The sequence below is a fragment of the Kribbella steppae genome (assembly GCF_004342025.1).
GTDB lineage: Bacteria > Actinomycetota > Actinomycetes > Propionibacteriales > Kribbellaceae > Kribbella > Kribbella steppae.
Window position 1 is genome coordinate 237,177 of sequence record NZ_SLWN01000005.1, and the last position, 19,009, is coordinate 256,185.

Annotated in this window: 24 protein-coding genes; 10 read left to right on the plus strand and 14 right to left on the minus strand. The window is 68.4% G+C overall.

The window, feature by feature from the left end:
- The first annotated feature begins 400 nt into the window (after positions 1–400).
- Both EV652_RS15945 and EV652_RS15950 read left to right on the plus strand, forming a co-directional pair.
- Positions 401–943 (plus strand): sigma-70 family RNA polymerase sigma factor, encoded by a 543-nt coding sequence (locus EV652_RS15945; protein WP_132209913.1) that lies wholly within the window; start codon positions 401–403, stop codon positions 941–943.
- Between the two features lie 208 nt (positions 944–1,151).
- Positions 1,152–2,252 (plus strand): DUF5667 domain-containing protein, encoded by a 1,101-nt coding sequence (locus EV652_RS15950; protein ID WP_242001799.1) that lies wholly within the window; start codon positions 1,152–1,154, stop codon positions 2,250–2,252.
- Between the two features lie 60 nt (positions 2,253–2,312).
- On the opposite strand, the gene EV652_RS15955 is transcribed toward EV652_RS15950, so the two are convergent.
- The 3 genes from EV652_RS15955 to EV652_RS15965 form a co-directional block, all read right to left on the minus strand.
- A complete protein-coding gene (locus EV652_RS15955; RefSeq protein ID WP_199238211.1) occupies positions 2,313–3,407 on the minus strand; it encodes a lysophospholipid acyltransferase family protein in 1,095 nt (364 codons plus the stop codon).
- The gene (locus EV652_RS15960) at positions 3,400–4,407 is read right to left on the minus strand and encodes an NAD-dependent epimerase/dehydratase family protein (RefSeq protein WP_242001800.1); all 1,008 of its coding nucleotides are present in this window, start codon (positions 4,405–4,407) and stop codon (positions 3,400–3,402) included. The genes EV652_RS15955 and EV652_RS15960 overlap by 8 nt, the downstream gene beginning before the upstream one ends.
- Positions 4,408–4,474: 67 nt before the next feature.
- Positions 4,475–4,576, minus strand: a complete 102-nt coding sequence (locus EV652_RS15965) for a 30S ribosomal protein bS22 (RefSeq protein ID WP_008356322.1) — start codon at positions 4,574–4,576, stop codon at positions 4,475–4,477.
- A gap of 110 nt (positions 4,577–4,686) precedes the next feature.
- On the opposite strand from EV652_RS15965, the gene EV652_RS15970 reads away from it, so the two are divergent.
- Positions 4,687–5,367: a class I SAM-dependent methyltransferase gene (locus tag EV652_RS15970; RefSeq protein ID WP_132209916.1), complete on the plus strand. Its 681-nt coding sequence runs from the start codon at positions 4,687–4,689 to the stop codon at positions 5,365–5,367.
- Here the strand turns inward: EV652_RS15970 and EV652_RS15975 are convergent.
- Both EV652_RS15975 and EV652_RS15980 read right to left on the minus strand, forming a co-directional pair.
- Positions 5,345–5,842, minus strand: coding sequence for a GNAT family N-acetyltransferase (locus EV652_RS15975; protein WP_132209917.1), 498 nt, complete (start codon positions 5,840–5,842; stop codon positions 5,345–5,347). The genes EV652_RS15970 and EV652_RS15975 overlap by 23 nt on opposite strands.
- Positions 5,843–5,864: 22 nt before the next feature.
- On the minus strand, positions 5,865–6,056 hold the full coding sequence (locus EV652_RS15980) for a hypothetical protein (RefSeq protein WP_132209918.1): 192 nt from the start codon (positions 6,054–6,056) through the stop codon (positions 5,865–5,867).
- A 139-nt stretch (positions 6,057–6,195) separates the two neighbouring features.
- Between EV652_RS15980 and EV652_RS15985 the strand changes: the two genes are divergently transcribed.
- The gene (locus tag EV652_RS15985) at positions 6,196–6,411 is read left to right on the plus strand and encodes a hypothetical protein (RefSeq protein ID WP_132209919.1); all 216 of its coding nucleotides are present in this window, start codon (positions 6,196–6,198) and stop codon (positions 6,409–6,411) included.
- Here the strand turns inward: EV652_RS15985 and EV652_RS15990 are convergent.
- Entirely contained in the window at positions 6,408–8,288 is a 1,881-nt protein-coding gene (locus EV652_RS15990) for an AfsR/SARP family transcriptional regulator (protein WP_132209920.1), read from the minus strand. The genes EV652_RS15985 and EV652_RS15990 overlap by 4 nt on opposite strands.
- A 54-nt stretch (positions 8,289–8,342) precedes the next feature.
- Between EV652_RS15990 and EV652_RS15995 the strand changes: the two genes are divergently transcribed.
- Positions 8,343–9,203 (plus strand): alpha/beta fold hydrolase, encoded by an 861-nt coding sequence (locus tag EV652_RS15995; RefSeq protein WP_132209921.1) that lies wholly within the window; start codon positions 8,343–8,345, stop codon positions 9,201–9,203.
- Here EV652_RS15995 and EV652_RS16000 read toward each other — a convergent pair.
- Positions 9,189–10,448: an amidohydrolase family protein gene (locus tag EV652_RS16000; protein ID WP_132209922.1), complete on the minus strand. Its 1,260-nt coding sequence runs from the start codon at positions 10,446–10,448 to the stop codon at positions 9,189–9,191. The two genes, EV652_RS15995 and EV652_RS16000, sit on opposite strands and share 15 nt — an antisense overlap.
- Before the next feature lie 79 nt (positions 10,449–10,527).
- On the opposite strand from EV652_RS16000, the gene EV652_RS16005 reads away from it, so the two are divergent.
- Entirely contained in the window at positions 10,528–11,016 is a 489-nt protein-coding gene (locus tag EV652_RS16005; RefSeq protein WP_242001801.1) for a MarR family winged helix-turn-helix transcriptional regulator, read from the plus strand.
- A gap of 45 nt (positions 11,017–11,061) precedes the next feature.
- On the opposite strand, the gene EV652_RS16010 is transcribed toward EV652_RS16005, so the two are convergent.
- From EV652_RS16010 to EV652_RS16020, 3 genes are all read right to left on the minus strand, one after another.
- Positions 11,062–11,277 carry a helix-turn-helix domain-containing protein gene (locus EV652_RS16010; protein WP_132209923.1) on the minus strand — a complete coding sequence of 72 codons (216 nt, stop codon included), beginning with the start codon at positions 11,275–11,277 and terminating at the stop codon, positions 11,062–11,064.
- A 117-nt stretch (positions 11,278–11,394) separates the two neighbouring features.
- Entirely contained in the window at positions 11,395–12,570 is a 1,176-nt protein-coding gene (locus EV652_RS16015; protein WP_132209924.1) for an acetoin utilization protein AcuC, read from the minus strand.
- Positions 12,571–12,587: 17 nt separating this feature from the next.
- Positions 12,588–12,899 (minus strand): hypothetical protein, encoded by a 312-nt coding sequence (locus tag EV652_RS16020; protein WP_132209925.1) that lies wholly within the window; start codon positions 12,897–12,899, stop codon positions 12,588–12,590.
- A gap of 82 nt (positions 12,900–12,981) precedes the next feature.
- On the opposite strand from EV652_RS16020, the gene EV652_RS16025 reads away from it, so the two are divergent.
- A complete protein-coding gene (locus EV652_RS16025; protein WP_199238213.1) occupies positions 12,982–13,530 on the plus strand; it encodes a TetR/AcrR family transcriptional regulator in 549 nt (182 codons plus the stop codon).
- 24 nt (positions 13,531–13,554) lie between these two features.
- On the opposite strand, the gene EV652_RS16030 is transcribed toward EV652_RS16025, so the two are convergent.
- Together EV652_RS16030 and EV652_RS16035 are read right to left on the minus strand one after the other, a co-directional pair.
- Positions 13,555–14,049, minus strand: coding sequence for a GNAT family N-acetyltransferase (locus EV652_RS16030; protein WP_132209927.1), 495 nt, complete (start codon positions 14,047–14,049; stop codon positions 13,555–13,557).
- A 10-nt stretch (positions 14,050–14,059) separates the two neighbouring features.
- The gene (locus EV652_RS16035; RefSeq protein WP_132209928.1) at positions 14,060–14,503 is read right to left on the minus strand and encodes a GNAT family N-acetyltransferase; all 444 of its coding nucleotides are present in this window, start codon (positions 14,501–14,503) and stop codon (positions 14,060–14,062) included.
- A gap of 465 nt (positions 14,504–14,968) precedes the next feature.
- Between EV652_RS16035 and EV652_RS16040 the strand changes: the two genes are divergently transcribed.
- The 3 genes from EV652_RS16040 (at position 14,969) to EV652_RS16050 (ending at position 17,595) form a co-directional block, all read left to right on the plus strand.
- Positions 14,969–15,661, plus strand: coding sequence for an SGNH/GDSL hydrolase family protein (locus tag EV652_RS16040; protein WP_242001802.1), 693 nt, complete (start codon positions 14,969–14,971; stop codon positions 15,659–15,661).
- A gap of 177 nt (positions 15,662–15,838) precedes the next feature.
- Positions 15,839–16,852 carry a tryptophan--tRNA ligase gene (gene trpS, locus EV652_RS16045; RefSeq protein ID WP_132209929.1) on the plus strand — a complete coding sequence of 338 codons (1,014 nt, stop codon included), beginning with the start codon at positions 15,839–15,841 and terminating at the stop codon, positions 16,850–16,852.
- Complete coding sequence (locus EV652_RS16050; protein WP_132209930.1) at positions 16,849–17,595, plus strand: endonuclease/exonuclease/phosphatase family protein; 747 nt, start codon at positions 16,849–16,851, stop codon at positions 17,593–17,595. The genes trpS and EV652_RS16050 overlap by 4 nt, the downstream gene beginning before the upstream one ends.
- Here the strand turns inward: EV652_RS16050 and EV652_RS16055 are convergent.
- Both EV652_RS16055 and EV652_RS16060 read right to left on the minus strand, forming a co-directional pair.
- Positions 17,581–18,114 (minus strand): LLM class flavin-dependent oxidoreductase, encoded by a 534-nt coding sequence (locus EV652_RS16055; RefSeq protein WP_242001803.1) that lies wholly within the window; start codon positions 18,112–18,114, stop codon positions 17,581–17,583. The genes EV652_RS16050 and EV652_RS16055 overlap by 15 nt on opposite strands.
- 242 nt (positions 18,115–18,356) lie before the next feature.
- The gene (locus EV652_RS16060) at positions 18,357–18,926 is read right to left on the minus strand and encodes a hypothetical protein (RefSeq protein ID WP_242001804.1); all 570 of its coding nucleotides are present in this window, start codon (positions 18,924–18,926) and stop codon (positions 18,357–18,359) included.
- Positions 18,927–19,009 lie beyond the last annotated feature (83 nt).

Here is a 19,009-nt window from a genome sequence, read left to right on the forward strand (position 1 = left end):
CGCGATCTGCGCGCGAGGCCGGGGCTGGACGGGGAGGGGTGGGTGAATTCGCCAGATCGGCATGCTCGGAACGGTTGCAGCAGAGCGTGACGGGATATATACAGGTGAACTCGTGGGCGACCTTCTGCTGAACCTCACACTGCAGAAACCGTCCGCGCGGGGAGTCCATGCGCGATGAACCCCGACAGCAGGCTGCGCCGCCAAGCGGAAGCAGTCGGCTGGCGCTTTCGTGACGATCGGACCGGACGGAAGGCGGCACGCCTCGGACTGTTGACAGCGGGTGCCCGAAGCGTAACGCTCGGTGCTGTCTCAGCCGCTGTGGCCATTCGCGGATGTGTCAGACGACGTGTCAGTTGAACGGGGAGAAATCTTGACGACGCCGGAGCCAAGCCCGGACGGGATGAGACGTGCAGAGCTCGTCGATCGCGCCCAGGCCGGGGACGTCGGTGCCTTCGGTGAGCTCTACGACGAGTACTCGCTCACCGTCTATCGCTACATCTACGCACGGGTGTCGTCCTCGGCACTCGCCGAGGACCTGACCAGCGAGACGTTCGTCCGGGCGCTACGGGCGCTGGACTCGTTCCGCTGGCAGGGCCGGGACTTCGGCGCCTGGCTGGTGACGATCGCCCGGAACCTGATCACCGACCACTACAAGTCCGGCCGGGTCCGGCTGGAAGTGGTCACGGACGAGATCGAGACGCACGACCGGCAGACCGAGGGGCCGGAGGTCGACGTACTGGCCGCCGCCACCGCCGAGGTGCTGCGGGACGCCGTCGCGAACTTGCCCGACGAGCAGCGCGACTGCCTGACGATGAGATTCTTCGCCGGTCTGTCGATCGCGGAAACGGCCAAGGCGCTGGAGAAGTCCGAAGGCGCCGTCAAGCAACTGCAACTGAGGGCCGTAAGGCACTTGGCGAAGGTTATCCCCAAGGACTTGAGATGAGGCGGATGACAACGAATGTCTTTCGTAACCCGTCAGGGAGTTTCCTCGTTTGCCTGATGAGGACCTGTCGGTGACCCCGACTGGCCATTGAGGAGAACGAGAACTCATGAGTGACCTACACAGGGCTCGAGCGCGCGCGGAGACTTTCGCGCACGCCGTCGATCACGGGCCCCGTCACTCTTCGCGACTGAGCGATGACCCCGAGCTGATGGAAGCTGTGGAACTGGTCGGACGGCTGAGGACCGCCGGCGCAGTGGCACCGCGACCGGAGTTCAGTGCCGAACTGCGTCATCGCCTGCTGGAGCAGGCGGCGGCCCGGGCGGCAACGACGACTCCGACAATGGTGCGCAGCACTCCGGACGATTCGGACGACCCGCCGACCCGCGAGGACGTCGACGCGTCCGTGACAGATATCCGCCATCGTCACGGCCGGCGCATCCGGCTCGTGGCCAGTACCGCCGCGCTCGTCCTGCTCGGAGGTGGCATCGGTTCTGCCGCCGCCGCTCAGCAGGCGATGCCCGGTGACACCTTGTACGGGATGAAGCGAGGCATCGAGAACGTCGCCACCAATGTCGGGGTCGGCGACGACTCCCGCGGCCGGCGCGATCTCGAGCACGCGATGACCCGCCTGTCCGAAGTCCGCGCGCTGGCCGAGTCCGGCGGCAACGTGGGCACGATCAACTCCACCCTCGACGACTTCTCGGCACAGTCCCGTAAGGGTGTGTCCCGGCTGGTCGCGTCGTACCAGCAGGATGGCGACGCCAGTTCGATCACGGCGGTCACGGGGTTCATCACCAGCGCCCGCCAGGCTCTTGGTGAGCTCGCACCGAAACTGCCGCCGGAATCGCTGAAGTCCGCCGTCGAGGCGCTCGCCACCATCGAGCAGCTGGCCCAGCACACCTCGGCCGCCTGCCCGAAGTGCGATGCGCCGAAGCCGGCCAAGGGCGGCAACCAGCCCGCCTCGCCGTACAACGGCAGCGAGCCGAGCGACCCGGTCAACGGTGGTCCGAGTGCGGCCCCGTCCAGCAAGCCGACCACGGGTGCGAGCGTCAAGCCGAGTACGTCGCCGAGCCAGCTGCCGAACACGACGATCGTGCAGGAGCCCAACACTCCTCCACCGAGTCTGAAGACGCCGCCGAAGCCGTCGTCGTCGACCTCCAACTCGACGTCGACCCCGACGGTCGTCCCGACCCTGCCCACCCCAGGCACAACGTCGTGGCCATGGCCGTTCCCGACGCTGTCTCTGCCGAGCACCCCGATCATCAACCTCCCCGGCGTCATCCAGACCCTCCTTCCACCCTGGAAGTAGGTCCCTGACACCACCGAAGCCCGGCGCGAACCCGCGCCGGGCTTCACTTTTGCCGCCGGGTCAGAAGAAGACGCTGCGGCGTTGCATGAGGAGGGCGTACAGGGTCTGCTGGATGGTTTCGCGGACCTGGTCGGTGACGTTGAAGACGAGCATCGGGTCGTCCGGGGCACCGTCGGCGAAGTCGTCGGTGCGGATCGGCTCGCCGAACTCGATCAGCCACTTGGACGGCAGCGGGATCAGCCCGAGCGGTCCGAGCAGCGGGAAGAACGGTGTGATCGGGATGTACGGGACGCCCAGCAGCCGGGCCAGCGACGCGATGTTCCCGACCAGCGGATAGATCTCCTCGGCGCCGACGATCGAGCACGGAACGATCGGTACACCCGTCCGCATCGCCGCACTGACGAAGCCGCCCCGGCCGAACCGCTGCAGCTTGTACCGCTCGCTGAACGGCTTCCCGATCCCCTTGAACCCCTCCGGCCACACGCCGACCAGGTCGCCCCGGCCGAGCAGCCGCTCGGCGTCATCGTTACTCGCCAGCGTCGCGCCGCCCTTACGCGCCAGCTCGCCCACGAACGGCGTCTGGAACACCAGGTCGGCCGCCAGCGTCCGCAACGGTCGGTGCGCGTGGTCCGCGACGATCAACTGGGTGACGAGCCCGTCCAGCGGCATCGTCCCGGAGTGGTTCGCGACGATCAGCGCGCCACCGGTGTCCGGGATGTTCTCCACCCCGCGAACCTCGACCCGGAACCACTTCTCCGCCATCGGCCGCAGCAGTGGCAGCAACACCTGGTCGGTCAGGTCCGAGTCGTAGCCGAACTCGTCGACCTCGTACACCCCGCTCAACCGCCGCCGCAGGAACGCGAGCCACTCCGCGACCCGCCGCTCCCCCTCCTCGCCGAACAGCTCCCGCACCACCCGCTCGAGCCCGGCGAAGTCGAGACCGGCCGCGGCCTCGACCGCAGGAATATCGTCGACGACCGGCTCGACGGGCACCTCTGCAGCCTGACTGCTCGCAGGCTTCTTCCGCTTCGTGGCCGACCGGCCGACGCCTCGCCCGGCGAGTGCGCGCGCAGCAGCGGATGGCGTCGTACGACGGCCGCTGCCGCGACCCGGGCGACCGCCAGAACCGATCGGGATCACGTCAGCGTCAGCCACGCAATGCCCCCAGTCCGGCGCTGAGCAGGTGGGAAGCCTGGGACACGGGGCCCGGCCCGAGCGAGTCGCGGAAGGCATCGAAGGCGGCGGCGGTCGTGTACGTCGGCTCGAACCCGAACTCGGTCCGCATCCGCGTCGTGTCCACCGCGCGCCCGTAGGTCAGGAACGTGATCTGGTCCGGCGCGAAGTCCGCCAGCCGGGCTCGCCGTACGGCGGCCGCCGTGCTGGAGGCGGTGAACGGGGGCAGCCGCAGGGCCGGCCGCCCGAGCCGGCGGATCGCCTGGGACAGCGCGAGGATCCCGTCACCGGCCAGGTTGAAGGTCCCGGGGAGGTCGTTGACGGTGGCGTGGTGGATCGCCTCGACGCCGTCGTCCTCGTGCAGGAACTGGAGGCGGGCGTCGTACCCGAAGACCGTCGGGATCACGGGCATGGAGAAGTACCGGGTGATCGGGGAGTCGGTCTTGGGGCCGATCCAGTTCGCCATCCGGAGGGTGGACACGCAGACGTCGGGCCGGCGCCGGGCGAACCCGCGCACGTACCCCTCGACCTCGACCGCGTCCTTGCTCAGCCCGGTCTGATGGATCGCCCGCGGCGCCATCTCCTCGGTGAACATGGCCGGGTCCCGCGGACCCGCGCCGTACACGGTGGTCGACGACTTCACCACCAGCTTGGCCACTCCGGGCGCCTTCTGACAGGCGGCGAGCAGCTGCATGGTGCCGATGACGTTGATCTCCTTCATCGACGACCGGCCGCCGGCACTGCCCGGGGTGGCCACGACGCCGGTGTGGACGACCGTATCGACGTCCTCGGCGGCGATCACCTTCGCGATCACGGGGTTGCGGATGTCGGCCCGGACGAACCGGACCCGGCCCAGCTCGGCACGTGGCGGAACCACGTCGATGCCGAGCACCGTGCCGATCGACGGGTCGTCGGCCAGTCTGCGCGCACACCGAGCACCGGCGTCCCGGGAGACGCCGGTCACCATTACTACCTGTGCCACGAGAGACCCCCAGCCAGACAGCAACCCCATAGAACACCGCGCCGGACCCCGACGCGGCGGGAACTGCTTACTTGCCGAGCTTGCGGCGCTGCACCCGCGTCTTCTTCAGCAGCTTGCGGTGCTTCTTCTTCGCCATACGCTTACGGCGCTTCTTGATAACAGAACCCACAGTGGACCTTCCAAACCTAAAGAGAACGTCGGCAAAGCTTACCCGCAGGTCGTCTTCCCGACCTAAAGCGGGCAGATCGGTAGACTGGGCGCTGACCTGGGGAGGCATGGATGACCACCGGTTCGACGGCTCGGTACGACGGTCTGGCCGACTGGTACGAGGAACGGTTCGTGGCCGGCGCGGAGCCGCATCAGCCCGGGCTTCTCGACCTTCTCGGCCCCGGATCCGGCCCCTGCCTGGACATCGGCTGCGGTACCGGGCGCAACTTCGAGACCATCCGCGCGACCGGCCGCAGCGTCGTCGGCGTGGACTACTCCGCAGACCAGCTCCGAGTGGCCCGTACCCGCACCGACGGCCCGTTGATGGTCGCCGACGCCGCCGTGCTGCCGTTCGCCGACGCGTCCTTCGACACCGCGATGGTGATGTGGATCTCCACCGACGTCGACGACTTCGGCAAGGTCCTGCGCGAGGCAGCCCGGGTACTGCGTCCGGGCGGTGTGCTGGTGACGTACGGCGTACATCCCTGTTTCAACGGCCCGCATGTCGTCTACGAAGAGGACGGCAGCAAGCTCATCCACCCCAGCTATCGCCAGGCGGGCTGGCACGAGGAGTCGCCGTGGTGGGGCGACGACGGCATCCGCCGCCGCGTCGGCATGAGCCACGTCCCGCTCGCCGAGTACCTGAACGCGCTCCTTACGACCGGCCTCATCCTCGACCGCTTCGAGGAACCGGGCGACACCGGCGTCCCGCACTCACTGGCCTTCCGCGCTAGGCGAGGTGCTCCCAGGTGAGCAACGTCAGCTCACGTCCCTTGTCCACAACCGGCGTCGGCGGCAGGTCCGTCAGCCGATAGCCCGCGGCGCGCGCCACCGCTGAGCTTGCCGCGTTGTCCGGCTCGATCTCGAGAATCACCCGCGCCAAGCCGGCCGTCTCGTGCGCATAGGCGGTCAGGAGGGTCAGTGCCCGCGCCCCAAGGCGCTGCCCGCGATGCGCCGGCCCGATCGCGTACCCGAGCGTGCCGTTCTTCAGGTTCAGCAGGACCTCGCCGAGCGGCGTCGTCCCGTCCGTGGTGATCGCGAGCTGGATCCGCCCGTCGGCGGCGATCGCGTTCTCGACGTACTCCTGCGCCACCGCCAGATCGAAGGGCGACTTCAGCGGCGTCCAGTACGCCACCTCCGGGTCGTCGAACAACTCCACCATCGCGGGCGCGTCAGCCTGCTCCCACTCGCGCAGCACCAGCCCGTCACCGACCACCTCGACCGTCATGCACCCAGTGTCCGGTACGGCGTCATGCGGCCTTGCGGGTGGGGATTTGGATGATGGGGTCGGTGAGGACGGCCAGGTGTGGGGCAGTGGTGACGTGGGCAGTGGTCTGGTCGGACGTGGTGGTCGCGTAGGCGGCCGGGGTGAAGGCGACGGCGGCGAGGCCCAGGCTGACGATGGTGCCGGCGGCAACGGTCTTCACGATCTTCGTGCGCATCAGGTGCTCCCTGGAAGTCTGGGGCCGGGACTCGTCCCCGGCGATGACTCAATCCTGATGGTCCGTACTGCGACCGCCCTGTGAGCACTCTGGGAGCTTCCTGTGAGCGTTGACTTCGGTCGCTGGGTAGCCTGATCGCATGGCCTACCTGGTGTTTCTCGGCGGACTCGTCGCGGTGCTGGCTGGGCTGACCTGGTTCGCCACCTGGGCGAAGGGACGTGGTCACGGCTCGGCGCTGGCCGGCGCGATCGCAGCACACGACGAGGCCTACCGGACCACGGCTCATCAGTCCCACCACGAGCTACGCGTCGCCGCCGACCGCAAGTCCGAGACCGGCTCCCCGGACGACTTCTAACGCAGCCGGGGCCCGTCCAGGTGGGGAGCGATGGGGCCGAGGGTGAGGAGGGCTGAGCCGGCGGCTTGTTCTGTTGCGGCAGGTGCCAGCGCGGCTCGGGTACGGGCCAGTGACTGCTGGTGGTCGAGCGCCCTGGCTGCGTGGGCCGTCAGGCACCAGAGTGCTTCCAGCATGAGGCCCGGCGGAGGCTCAGGGGTGACCTGCAGAGCGGCGCCTGCCTCAGCCATGCGGTTCTGTGCCAGCAGCACGAGTGGGCGAGTCCACGGCTCATATGGCCCGTAGTCGGCGTCAGGCACGGGCAGACCGTGCCGCACGTGGTGACAGGCAAGTGCTAGCGGCAGCAGGCCTTGTTGCAACCCCGGCATGCCGGCGCCTTCCAACAGGACGGCTGCCTTGCGGTAGCCCGGTTCTGTGTCCTCAAGCATTGCCCGGTACCAGTGCGTGAAGACACCAACCAATGGGAGCTCATGACGGGCGGCCAGCGCGTCTGCCGCCGTTGCGTGGTGGTCCGCAGCACTGAAGTCGCCGAGGGCACTGAGAGCCTGCAGACGAATCAGATGACCAAGGACCTCATAGGTGAAGAGCCCGTGCCGCTCCGACAGGTCGACCAACTCCTCCCCGATCGCATCCCTCTGTGGAGCAAGGCCGGCGCGGTCGCAGGTCTGCATGAAGACACCGTTCAGCGCGAACGCGAGCAACGCCGGATCGTCCAACCCACGGGCGATCTCCTCCGCCTCACGCGCCGCCTCCGCCGCACGCGGTTCCCGCGACCCGCGCGACTCGAGCGCGATCGTTGCCAGCAGTCGAGCCCGGGTCGCTGGGTGCTGCTGTGTTCGCAGCGCACGCTCAGCCGCCGCAACAATCGCAGCAGCCTGCACCTCGTCGTCCGACCGAGTCCAGATCGCCGGTACGTCGTACGCACCGATAACTCTCGCGGTCAGATCAGGATCCCCAAGCTCCTCGGCCGCAAGGACCGCTGCAAGTCGGTGGCGACGTGCAGCCTCGAGCCCACCGCCTCCTGTCACCGCGAGGTTGCGCAGCAAGCCCACCGTCGACTCCAGCCGCGCACGAGCGCCTGCCCCAACAGTCCGGTCGTACGCCGCGGCCGCCTCCTCCCACACTCGTCCTGCCGAGACAGGTTCCAAGTGATCGGCCTGGTTGAGTATGTCGGTCTCCAAGCGACTCAACGCAGTACCCGGGTCCACACCGAGTTGTTCGACCAGCATCGAGCGGGCACGACGCAGTACCGCCAGAGCATCGCCCTGACGACCAGTCCGGTAGAGCGCGAGCGCCAGCAACCGCCAAGCCTCCTCACGCCACGGATGCTCGGTCACATGCGCGTCCAACTCGGGCACAGCCTCAGCTGCAAGGCCCAGCGCGAGTTGAGCCTCGGCCTGCCGCTCCACGGCTCGCAGTCGCAGCTCAGTGAGCCGTGACCGCTCTGCCTGCGCCCAGCCCTCCTCCGCGAAGTCGGCGTACGCCGGACCGCGCCACAGCGCCAGCCCCTTCGACAGCTCAGCCAACAACTCCCCCGCCGGCAAAGCGGCCGCTACCGCCTTCTCGAACCGCCAAGCGTCAACAGCCTCCGTGCGCAAGGCATAGCCAGGGCCCTCGGTCACCAGCAGGCGGGCCGGCGTACGCGGCGCGCGGTCTGGTTCCAGCGCGCGCCGCAGCGACGCCACAAAGGTCCGTACGGCGCCCAGCGCACCATCAGGTGGGTCGAGCCACAGATCGTCGCCCAGCCGGGTCGCCGGTACGACGCGACCTCGGGCAACGATCAGCCGGGCCAGCACCGCCCGATGCCGCGGACCCTTCAGGGCGACAGGCCGCCCGGCGTCATCCCAGGCCACCACCGGCCCGAGCACCCCGAATTCCACCCGGCCACCGTAGCGCTCATCCACTGCTCATCCGCGTCCGGAAGGCTGACAACCATGAAGATCAACGGATTCGACTACCAGCGCGTCTCCGGCGTGGGCGGTGTCTCGCTGAACGTCGCGGTCGGCGGCTCCGGTACGCCGATCGTCCTGCTGCACGGGTTCCCGCAGACGCACCTGATGTGGCGCCACGTCGCTACCGACCTGGCCGCCGACCACACCGTCATCTGCCCCGACCTGCGGGGTTACGGCGAGAGCGACAAGCCCGCCGACGACTACTCGAAGCGGACGATGGCCGCCGACATCGTGGCGGTGGCGCGGGAACTCGGCCACACCACCTTCGCCCTGGCCGGGCACGACCGCGGCGCACTCGTCGCCTTCCGGGCCGGTCTCGACCATCCGGACGTGATCACGCACCTCATGTGCCTCGACGTACTGCCGACCCTCGACATGTGGGACGTGATGCACGGAACCAGCGCCGCCGTCGGCTTCCACCTGTTCCTGATGGCGCAACCACCGGGCCTGGCCGAGATCATGATCGCCGCCAGCGCGGACACCTTCTTCGACCACTTCCTGACTCTCTGGGCGAAAGACAGCGAGGCGATCCCGGCCGACGTGCGCGCCACCTACCTGGACGCCTGCCGGGCCGCCGTCCCCTCGATCGTGGCGGACTACCGCGCATCGGCGACGATCGACGTCACCCACGACCAGGAGGATCTTGCTGCAGGCAACAAACTGCGGATGCCGACGAGCGTGATCCAGCAAGATTGGGGCGCGGCCCTCGGCTTCGATGCTCAGGCCCTGTGGCGCTCCTGGGCGACCGATCTCCACCACGAGACAACTTCCGCAGGCCACTTCATGGCCGAGGAGTCCCCGGCGGAGATCACGACAGCCATTCGCGCCCTACTGAAGCGCTGAGCCGAGATAGGCGGCGGACTCGGCCAGAGCGTCGAGCGCACCAGGCAGCGCCGGGGTGACCAGGTTGCCGTCGCGCTTGACCGCCGTACCCGCGACGAACACTGAGTCCACGTTGCCGGGATGAGCCGAGGTGACGACGATCGCGATCGGGTCGCCGAGGTGCGCGACCAGGTTGAGATCCGTACGGCGCAACAGCACCAGATCGGCCTGGTTGCCCACAGCAAGCGAACCGACGTCGGTCAGGCCGAGGGCGCGAGCGCCTTCCAGGGTGGCGATTCGCAGGACGTCGGCCGCCGTGAAGGTCTGGTAGCCGAGGGCGAGGAGTTCGCGCATCGCGGCGAACATGTCGCCGGCCGCGGTGGTCACGACGTCGATCCCCAGGCTGAGATTCACTCCGGCGGCGCGCAACCGGCCGGCCAGTGGTTCGCCGATCTCCATCCGTGCCTCGACGGACGGCGTCACCGAGACCGCCGCGCCGGACTCCGCGATCAGTTTCAGCTCCGAGTCCGGCAGGTTGTTGCCGTGCACGTACAGCGTGTTCGACCGCAACAGACCGGCATCGCGCAGCCGGGCGATCGGGTCCACCGCGAGCGAACTGCTGCTGATGTGGACCACGACCGGCACCCCGAGCGAGTCGGCCAACTCCCAGTCGGCGCGGACGGTCTCGAACGGCGCGAACGACGGCCCGATCGCGGCCACCGCGAGACTGATCCGCTCCGACGCCCGATCCATGATCCGCCGCATCCCGTCCGGACTCACCGCGCCACCGCTCAACGGAGACGGCCCATAGCCGAAGACGGCCCGGATTCCACTGTCCTGCAAGGCATCCAGCGCGGCGTCCGCGTGCGCGTCCGACGACTGCACATGTGAATAGTCCTGCACCGTGGTGATCCCGGCGTTCAGGCACTCCAGGGCACCCACGAGGTTGCCTGCAGCAACATCCTCCGCACGGAAGTGCACACCGTACCCGCCGAGCACCCGCTCGAAGTACAGACCGAGGTTCCCGTCGGCGGCCACCCCGCGCAACGCCGTCTGCCACAGATGCCGATGCGTGTCCACGAACCCCGGCAGCACGATCCGCCCCGTCGCGTCGATCACCTCGACGCCGGCCGCCTCGACATCCGCGATCAATCCCGGCCCGACCGCCGCGATCCGCCCGTCCTCGATCAGTACGTCGGTCTCCCGCCGAGCGACCACCTCCGGCTCGGTGTCGATCACCAATCCACCGCGCAGCAACGTCCGCATGCAGTTCTCCTCATTAGAAAGCTTTATAGAAAGCTATCACCAAAGACACCTAGACTGTCAACGGACGGAAGGAGGTCCGGTGGGCGAGAGCGGCGATCTGGTGGATCGGTTGATCGCTTCGTGGCAACGCGAGTTGCCGGAGGTGCTCTACCCGACGAGTGAGCTGGCCAAGCGGGTCATGATCCTCGCGGCCGAGCTGAACGAGGCGACCCGGCGGGTGCTGCGCGATCTCGGGCTCACCACCGCGGAGTTCGACGTCATCGTCTCGCTGCGCCGGTCCGGAGCGCCGTACCGGCAGAAGCCGTCAGATCTGAGCCGCAGCCTGCTGCTGTCCTCCGGCGGCACCAGCAACGTGACGAACCAGCTGGTCCGGCGCGGTCTCGTCGTCCGCGAACCCGATCCCGACGACGGTCGCGGTACCCAGATCCGCCTCACCGACGAGGGCAAGACGCTCGCCGAGCGCGCGGTCCAGGCCAGCGCGGCCGCTCACCACGAGCTGTGGGCAGGCATCCCGGACGAGACCGTCAAGCAGGCCAGCGCCGCGCTGCGCGAACTGTTCCGGACGTAGCGAAGCGGCCGGTCCCGTGGGATCCGGCCGCCTCGCGTCTCGTGGTTATCCGGCTTGAAAGTATGCGCCCTTGAGGTAGTCATGCACGGCGTCCTCGGAGACCCGGAACGAACGACCCACCCGCACCGCGGGCAGCTCACCGGAGTGCACCAACCGGTACACCGTCATCTTGGACACGCGCATGGCCGTGGCGACCTCCGCCACGGTCAGGAACTTCACCTCGGCGAGCGGCTGCTCACCACCGGACTTCTTTGATGCCATTGCGCACCGCACTTCCAGCACGGATCGTGCGCCGGCTTCCCCTCCGGCACCTCCGTCCGTGCATGTATTGAGCGTAGTGGCTGTTGGTACGAATGGGAAAGAGGGGGACTCCTGTGACTAGTAGGAAGGGTCCAGGCCAAGCAGGGGGAAGCTGATGTCACGGGTGGCCTTGATCGAGCGATCCAGCCAGGTGTCCGGGTTGTAACCGGTCGACCAGTCCTCGTACGCGGCGTCCCGGCCGTCCGTCATCCGCAGCGGCGCGGTCCGCCCGTACCGGATCCGGACGTCCTCGCGCCACGACTCCGGCACCGGCGTCAGCGGGTCGATCGGGTCGCCCGCCACGATCGCGAGCAGGTGACTCCAGGCCCGCGGTACGACGTCGATGATCGCGTACCCACCGCCACCGGTCGCGACCCACTTGCCGCCGGCGACCTCGTGTGCCAGGTCGTGCAGGGCCAGGTACGCCGCCCGCTGCCCGTCGACCGATTTCGTCAAGTGGGCCAGCGGATCCTCGACATGCGAGTCACACCCGTGCTGGGTGACGAGAACCGACGGCCGGAACGCCTTCACCACGTCCGGCACGATCGCATGGAAAGCCCGGAGCCAGCCGGCGTCGCCCGTCCCCGGTGGCAGCGGAATGTTGACCGCCGTACCCTCCGCGCCCGGTCCACCGGTCTCCCCCGCGCTCCCGGTGCCGGGGAACAGCGTGGTGGGCGACTCGTGCAGGCTCACGGTCAGCACGCGCGGGTCGTCGTAGAACACCGTCTGTACGCCGTCCCCGTGGTGCACGTCGACGTCGACGTACGCGACTCGCTCGGCGCCGTGGTCGAGCAGCCACTGGATCGCGATGGCGGGATCGTTGTAGACGCAGAAACCGCTTGCTGCGGCAGGCATCGCGTGGTGCAGGCCGCCGCTGATGTTGGCGGCGTGCAGTACGTCGCCCTCCCACACCGCCCGGGCCGCCTCGACGGAGGCGCCGACCACGTGCGCGGACGCCTCGTGCATGTTCGGGAAGCAGTACGTGTCCTCGGTGCCGAGGCCGTGCACCTGGTCCGGCCGGTCGGGATCCTCGCCCGCACGTCTGACCGCGGCGATGTACTCGGCGGTGTGCACGGTCCCGATCAGCGCGTCGTCGGCGATCGGGGCCGGCACGACCTTCAGTTGGTCGAGTACGCCGAGCGCCCGGGCCAGCCGCACCGTCAGATCCACCCGGATCGGACTCATCGGGTGGCCATGGCCGAAGTCGTACGCCGTCAAACCGTCGTCGAAGACCAGCATCGCCTCACCACTCATGCCCCCGACCTTAGCCGTCACCGCTCCGGCACGGGTTTCCCGAACCTGACGTTCAGCCGGTAAGCACCACCCCGCGCATGGAAGACCGTCATCACCAGGATGCCTACCAGGGCAGCGATCGCGGCCGCCCGCGGGTGGTCGCCGATGTGCGCCCAGAACGCCAGCAGTCCGGCGATGACGAACGCTCCCACACCGCCGACCGCATTGCGGACCGGCGAGTTGCCGGTCAGGTTCGGGTACTCCCGGGCGGTGATGCCGAGGACGAAATGCGGGATCCCGTTCGTGCCCATCAGCCCCGCCAGGAAGCTCAGCAGCAGCGCTTGCGTCATGCTCCACTCCTTTTCAGTCTACGTATGTTGACTGAAGCTACGCTTCGACCTGGAGTGAGTCAACATGCGTAGACTGAACGGCGTGACGACTCGGGTGGAGCAGCGGCGGCGGACAGAAGAGCGGATCCTGGCGGCGGCGCGGCAGCTGTTCGGGGAGCACGGGTACGACCGGACCACCATCCGTGCGATCGCCGAGGCGGCTGGCAGCGACGCCGGGCTGGTGATGCGGTACTTCGGTTCCAAGGAGAAGCTGTTCGCCCAGGCAGCATCCATTCCGCCGGACGGGCCGATCGAGGGCTCGCCGGAGGAGATCGCCGTACAGCTGACGGCGGGGCTGTCAGCGAAGCTGGCCGAGGAGCCGGCGGCAGCGCTGGCGGCGATGCGTGCGATGTTCAGTCATCCGGATGCCGCGGCGGAGGTGCGGGCGGCGATGTCGGCGCAGCAGCGGCAGGTGGCCGCGCAGTTGCCGGGCGAGGACGCCGTACTGCGTTCCGGTGTGACCGGCGCGTTGATCCTGGGGATGGTGGTCGGGCGGCATCTGGTGAAGCTGGACGGGCTCGACGCGTCGCCGGAGGCGTTGCTCGAGGTCGCCGGGCCGATGATCGCGCGGCTGACCGAGGGTTCGGGGTGAGTCGAAAGGGATTGCGTCTCGTGCCTACAGCGTCTGGGACATCAGGGTGAGTCGTCGGTTGGGGTCGTTGAAGGTTTCGGTGCGGCCGGTGGGGAGGAAGCCGGCTCGGCGATAGAAGCCAGCTGCTCGTGGCGCGGCGTCGTACACCCAGAGGAGCAGGCGTTTGAAGGACTGCTCGCGGGACCAGGTGAGGAGCTCGGTGGTGAGCGCGTCCGCGACGCCGTGACCGCGGGACTCCGGGGATACCCACATCGCGAGCATCAGAGCGGCATCGGGATCGCGTTCCTCTTCGCCGGCCGGTACGCCGCTGACCATGCCCGCCGCGTGGTCGTCGACCTCGGCCAGCAGAGTGACCTTGTCAGTCGCGCGGAGCCGGGCGCGCCAGTCGGCCTCCATCAACGCAACCGAGTCCTGGTAGGTGGTGTAGAACGACTCCGGCGCGTCCAGCAAGGCCCGCAGGCGCACCTCCCGCAACGCGGCCCAGTCGTCCTCACCCAGCCTCCGCACACTCACCGTCATACGGCCATCCTCACAAGTCCTTACGCAGCAGATGATTCGAGTGTCCCGGCGGGTAGTCGCGCTTCACGCCGTACTCGACGTAGCCGGCATTCAGGTAGAAGCCGGGCGCCTGGAAGTCGAACGTCGTCACGTCGGACCACCGGCAGCCGCGCCGCCGACCCTCGTCCTCGATGGCGGCAAGCAGCGCCGACCCGACACCTCGCCGCCGAGATCCCGGATCCACCCACATCGTGTCGACCGTCAGCCAGTACCAGATTCGCTCGACCCGGCCCGCGCAACCGCCTACCAGCGCACCGGCCTCGTCCACGGCGAACACGTGCACCGGCTCGGACTTCAGGTTCGCCGGCCTGAACCGCTCCGCCACGACCGCCGACTGCGCCTTGTTGAACTCCACCAGCCGATCGGTGAGCTCCTCTTCCCGCGCCAGGTCGACTCCGACCTCCAGCCGCCACATGAGGAACACCCTGGGCCGTAGCCGGTCTGACGGCAACGGATTTACGGAGGAGTGGGAGCGGGCGGCGCGACACCCCTCCAAGGCCGCGCCGGCCGCTTCCGCAGGGACCGCCCACGTGGTTGCTGAGCTGGTCGAGCACCGTCCCCCACAGGCGGGTCGACCGGTTCGATCGAATGGCTACTGGGAGTCACACGTGGCCCTGTAGCCGGTCTATCGGGCCAGGACTGCAAGGCGTTACAGAATTTGCAGGAACCTGCAAATCCGGACGCGTTCGGTTGCGGAGGGTTACCAAGGGCGGTCTAGTCCTGTACTCTGCGCGGCCCGCTCAGGCGGCGGCAACTTCATGCAACGTTGAGCATCGGACTTGCGCTGAGTAGCCGTCAGGCATCACAGTTCCGTCCCGTGAGGAAGCCTGTGAGCTCAATGAGACCCAATCGACGGCAAATCTTCACGGCGGGGGCCGCTGTGGCTGCCTCGACCGTGGCCGCCACTGCAACCGCGACCGAAGCGTCCGCCGCGACGCCCGGCGGGCCCTACGGTTCCGGCGTACTCGGTTCCTGGACCAACACGACCCGAGCCATCTCGACCGCGGCGCAGATCCAGCGCACCCGCGAGACCAACGGGGTGTTCATGTTCGGCGACAGCATCGCCATCCAGGACGGGAAGTCACTGGCGACCCGGCTGCTGAGCCGCGACGGCAGTCAGATGGCCGTGCACAACTGGGCGAGCCGACCGACGTCCGGCGCGGTCGACGCACTGCAGCAGTGGGCGTCGACGTACGGGCTGCCGCGCCGGATCCTGATGGCGTCCGGGTCGAACGACATCTTCGACCCGCCGAAGTTCGCGGCCCAGGTCGACCGAGCGATGAGAATCGTCGGCCCGACCCGGACCCTGTTCTGGACCAACCTCCAGGTCGTCCGCAAGGCCCAGACCGCGACCGTGCAACTCGCCGACCAGCGCAACAGTTCCTGGATCAACATGCAGCTGTACGACGCGCAGGAGAAGTACCCGAACCTGCGGATCATCCGCTGGGCCGAGTGGTTGTGGGTCAAGCCGTACCGCCTGACCAACTACCTCCGCGACGGCGTGCACACCTCGATCCCGCTCGGCCAGGACGCCCGCAACGAGCTGATCGTCCAGGCCCTCACCCAGCGGTGAATCGGGCTGGCGCGGGCTCCCGCGCTCCGGCTACTCTGGTCGGGTGAACACGAACTTGCAGCTGTGGTGGGCCGTCTAGGGCGGCTCCCTGTTCACGTGCATCCGAGAGGCCGCCTCGCCGAGGCGGCCTTTTCCATGTCCTCGGTGGGGCTTCCACACACCGAAGGGCATTGAGAGATGACATCGCTATCCGGCATCACGCCGTCCGGCCGCCTGACGCTGGGCAACCACCTCGGCGCCTTGCGCCGGTTCACGGACCCCGACGGGTTCTACTTCGTCGCGAACCTGCACGCGATGACGACCAAACACGATCCACGAAGACTCGCCGCGCTGACCCGGGAGTTCGCGACCCTGATGCTCGCGGCCGGAGTCCCCGACGGCACAGTGTTCATCCAGTCCGACGTCCCCGCGCACGCCCAGCTCGCCTACCTGCTGGAGTGCACGTCGTACGTCGGGGAGCTGTCCCGGATGATCCAGTACAAGGAGAAGGGCAACGGCCGGCCGATGACCCGGGCCTCGCTGTTCACCTATCCGTGCCTGATGGCCGCCGACATCCTGTTGTACGGCGCGGAACAGGTCCCGGTCGGCGGTGACCAGGACCAGCACGTCGAGCTGGCGCGGGACATCGCGATCCGGTTCAACCGCGAGTACGGCGAGACCTTCGTCGTACCGCAGCTGGCGAAGGCAGTGCTGGCGACCAGGGTCAAGGACCTGGCCAATCCGACCACCAAGATGAGCAAGTCCGATGTCGACAACGCAGTCGGCACGATCCGGCTGCTCGACCCGCCGGACGTGATCCGGCGGCAGATCATGCGGGCCGTGACGGACTCCGAGAACGAGGTCCGCCACGACGAGGCCGCCAAGCCCGGGGTCACCAATCTGCTGGAGATCCTGGCCGCTTGCACCGACGGCGATCCTATCCAGCTGGCGAAGGCGTACTCGTCGTACGGCTCGTTGAAGCAGGACGTCGCGGACGCCGTGCTGGCCGTGATCGAGCCGCTGCAGAAGGAGTACGCGCGCCTGGCGACCGACCCCGGTGCGATCGACGACCTGCTGGCGCAGGGCCGGGACCGGGCGATCGAGGCGAGCCGGCCGCGGTTCGAGGCGGCGGTCCGGGCGATGGGGCTGGCAGGTTCGAGTGCGACCGGGTCGGGGTCGACTGCGGACGGTTTGGCAGGATCGGCGCCATGAAGATTCGCGTCGCCACGTTCAACATCCGCAACTCCTCGGCACCGGACGGCGACAACGCGTGGCCGGTGCGGCGGAATGCGACCGTGGCGGCGATCGAGGAACTCGACGCGGACGTGGTCGGGCTGCAGGAAGTGCTGCCCGACCAGCTCGAGTACCTGCGCTGGCGGTTCTCGCGGTACGAGATCGTCGGCGTCGGCCGGGACGACGGGATGAGCGCCGGTGAGCACTCGGTCGTCCTGGTCCGGCCGGGCGACTGGAAGGTGGAGACGCACGAGACGCGCTGGCTGTCCGACGACCCGGGGACGCCGGGATCGGTGGGCTGGGATGCGGACCTCACCCGGATCGCGACGCTGGTCTGGTTGCGGCACCTGAACGGTACGACGATCGGCATTGCAAACACGCACTACGACCACGCCGGGGAAGTCGCGCAACTGCAGTCGTCGCGGCTGATCGCCCGCTGGGTCGGCGGCGGGCTGCCCTGGATCGTGATGGGCGACCTGAATGCGACACCGGACTCGCCACCGCTGAAGGCATTGACCTCGGCCGGTCTGCGGAACGCCGTACCGGTCGAGGCCGGCGGCAGCTGGCACGACTTCACCGGCGCGGAGGACGACGACCGCATCGACCACATCCTGATTACCGAGAACTGGAAAGTGGTCGACGCGGCCGTGTCCCACTTTCGCCCGGGCGGACGGTTGCCGAGCGATCACTGGCCGGTCGTCGCGACGCTAGATCTTGGCTAGCACTTCTTCCCGCAGACGTTCGAGAGCGTCGAAGCGGCGGTTGCCGGAGCCGAGGAACGCGTCCGGCACGAGCAGCTCGTCGATCCCGGCGGCCGGGTACTGCGCGACCACGTCGAGCACTTCCTGCGCCGACCCCATGATCACGTGCCCGCCACGCGCCTCGAGCCGCTCCTTGCGCTCGATCGCCTCGGTGTCTCCGGGTACGACGACCTCCAGCATGGTCTGCGCGGATCGCCGTACCGTCTTCGGATCCCTGCCGATCTTCGCGCAGTGCTCGGCGAAGACCGTGCCCTTGTGCGCGGCGAGCTCGGGCCGGCCCCAGTGGTTCCACTCGTCGGCGTACTTCGCAACGATGCCCAAGGCAACCTTTTCACCGGCCGCCCCGATCATGATCGGCAGCTTGGCCGGCTTCGGCTCCAGCGGCGCGTTCTCGAGCTGGTAGTAGGTGCCGTCGAAGGTTGTCCGCTCCTCGGTCAGCAAGCCCTTGATGACCTGGCAGGCCTCCACACGCCATGCCATCCGGTGCGCTCGGCGTACTCGGCTCCTTCGAGGACTTCCTGCCAGGTCCGGGAGGCGGCGGGCCACAAAGAAAAGTCCATGGTGCGACCCTACGTTCTCGTGGTGACGCTCTCCTGGGCCGCCAGCACCGCTTCGCCGCGACCCACGCGTCACCCTGGTCGTCCAGGACGACCGCCCCAGCCCCCGCGGCCCGCATCACCATCGACCGGGTGACGGGTGACGGGTGAAGGGCCGTGGGCGGGTTAGACGATGTGCCAGCGGATCAGGAAGGCGCCTACTGAGAGGACGAGGTAGGTGAGGACCAGAAGGGTGCCGATGCCGGGGCGGGGGCGGTGTCGGCGGGTGGGGTGGGCGGCGGCCTGGTGGCGGAGGGATTGCATGACGGCGCCGACATACGCCGTTTGGTCCTTGGGGATGCCGTTGATCTCGCTCTCGTCCTGGCCGCGGACCAGTACGACGTTGTCGTCGCCGACCTCGACGCGGTCCACGTCCTGCCAGGCGAGGCTGCGGATGAGCATGCTGGTGCGGGCTTTGAGGGCGGTCGGAGTCAGCACGACCCGGTAGAGCACGACGCCACCGGCGACTCGGACAACGGACGCACCGATGACGATCAGCAGGCCGACCGCGAGCATGTCGCGGGCGCCCATCCAGAGCCAAGAGTTGAGTGCCGGTACGGCGATGAACGGCGTGACGAACAACGCCCAGGCCCACCACGGCGCGGGATCCAGCGGCACCCGCCACGGCAACTCCGGCACCGGTACGGCGGCTTCGGGCGCAGGCGTGGCGGCCGGATCCACCGAACGATTACCCATGGGCGGGACCATAGTCGACACATCCCTTGAACACGGCAGGAGACTGCGGCGCTAACAATAACGGCCGCCCCGGCTCAGGTGTT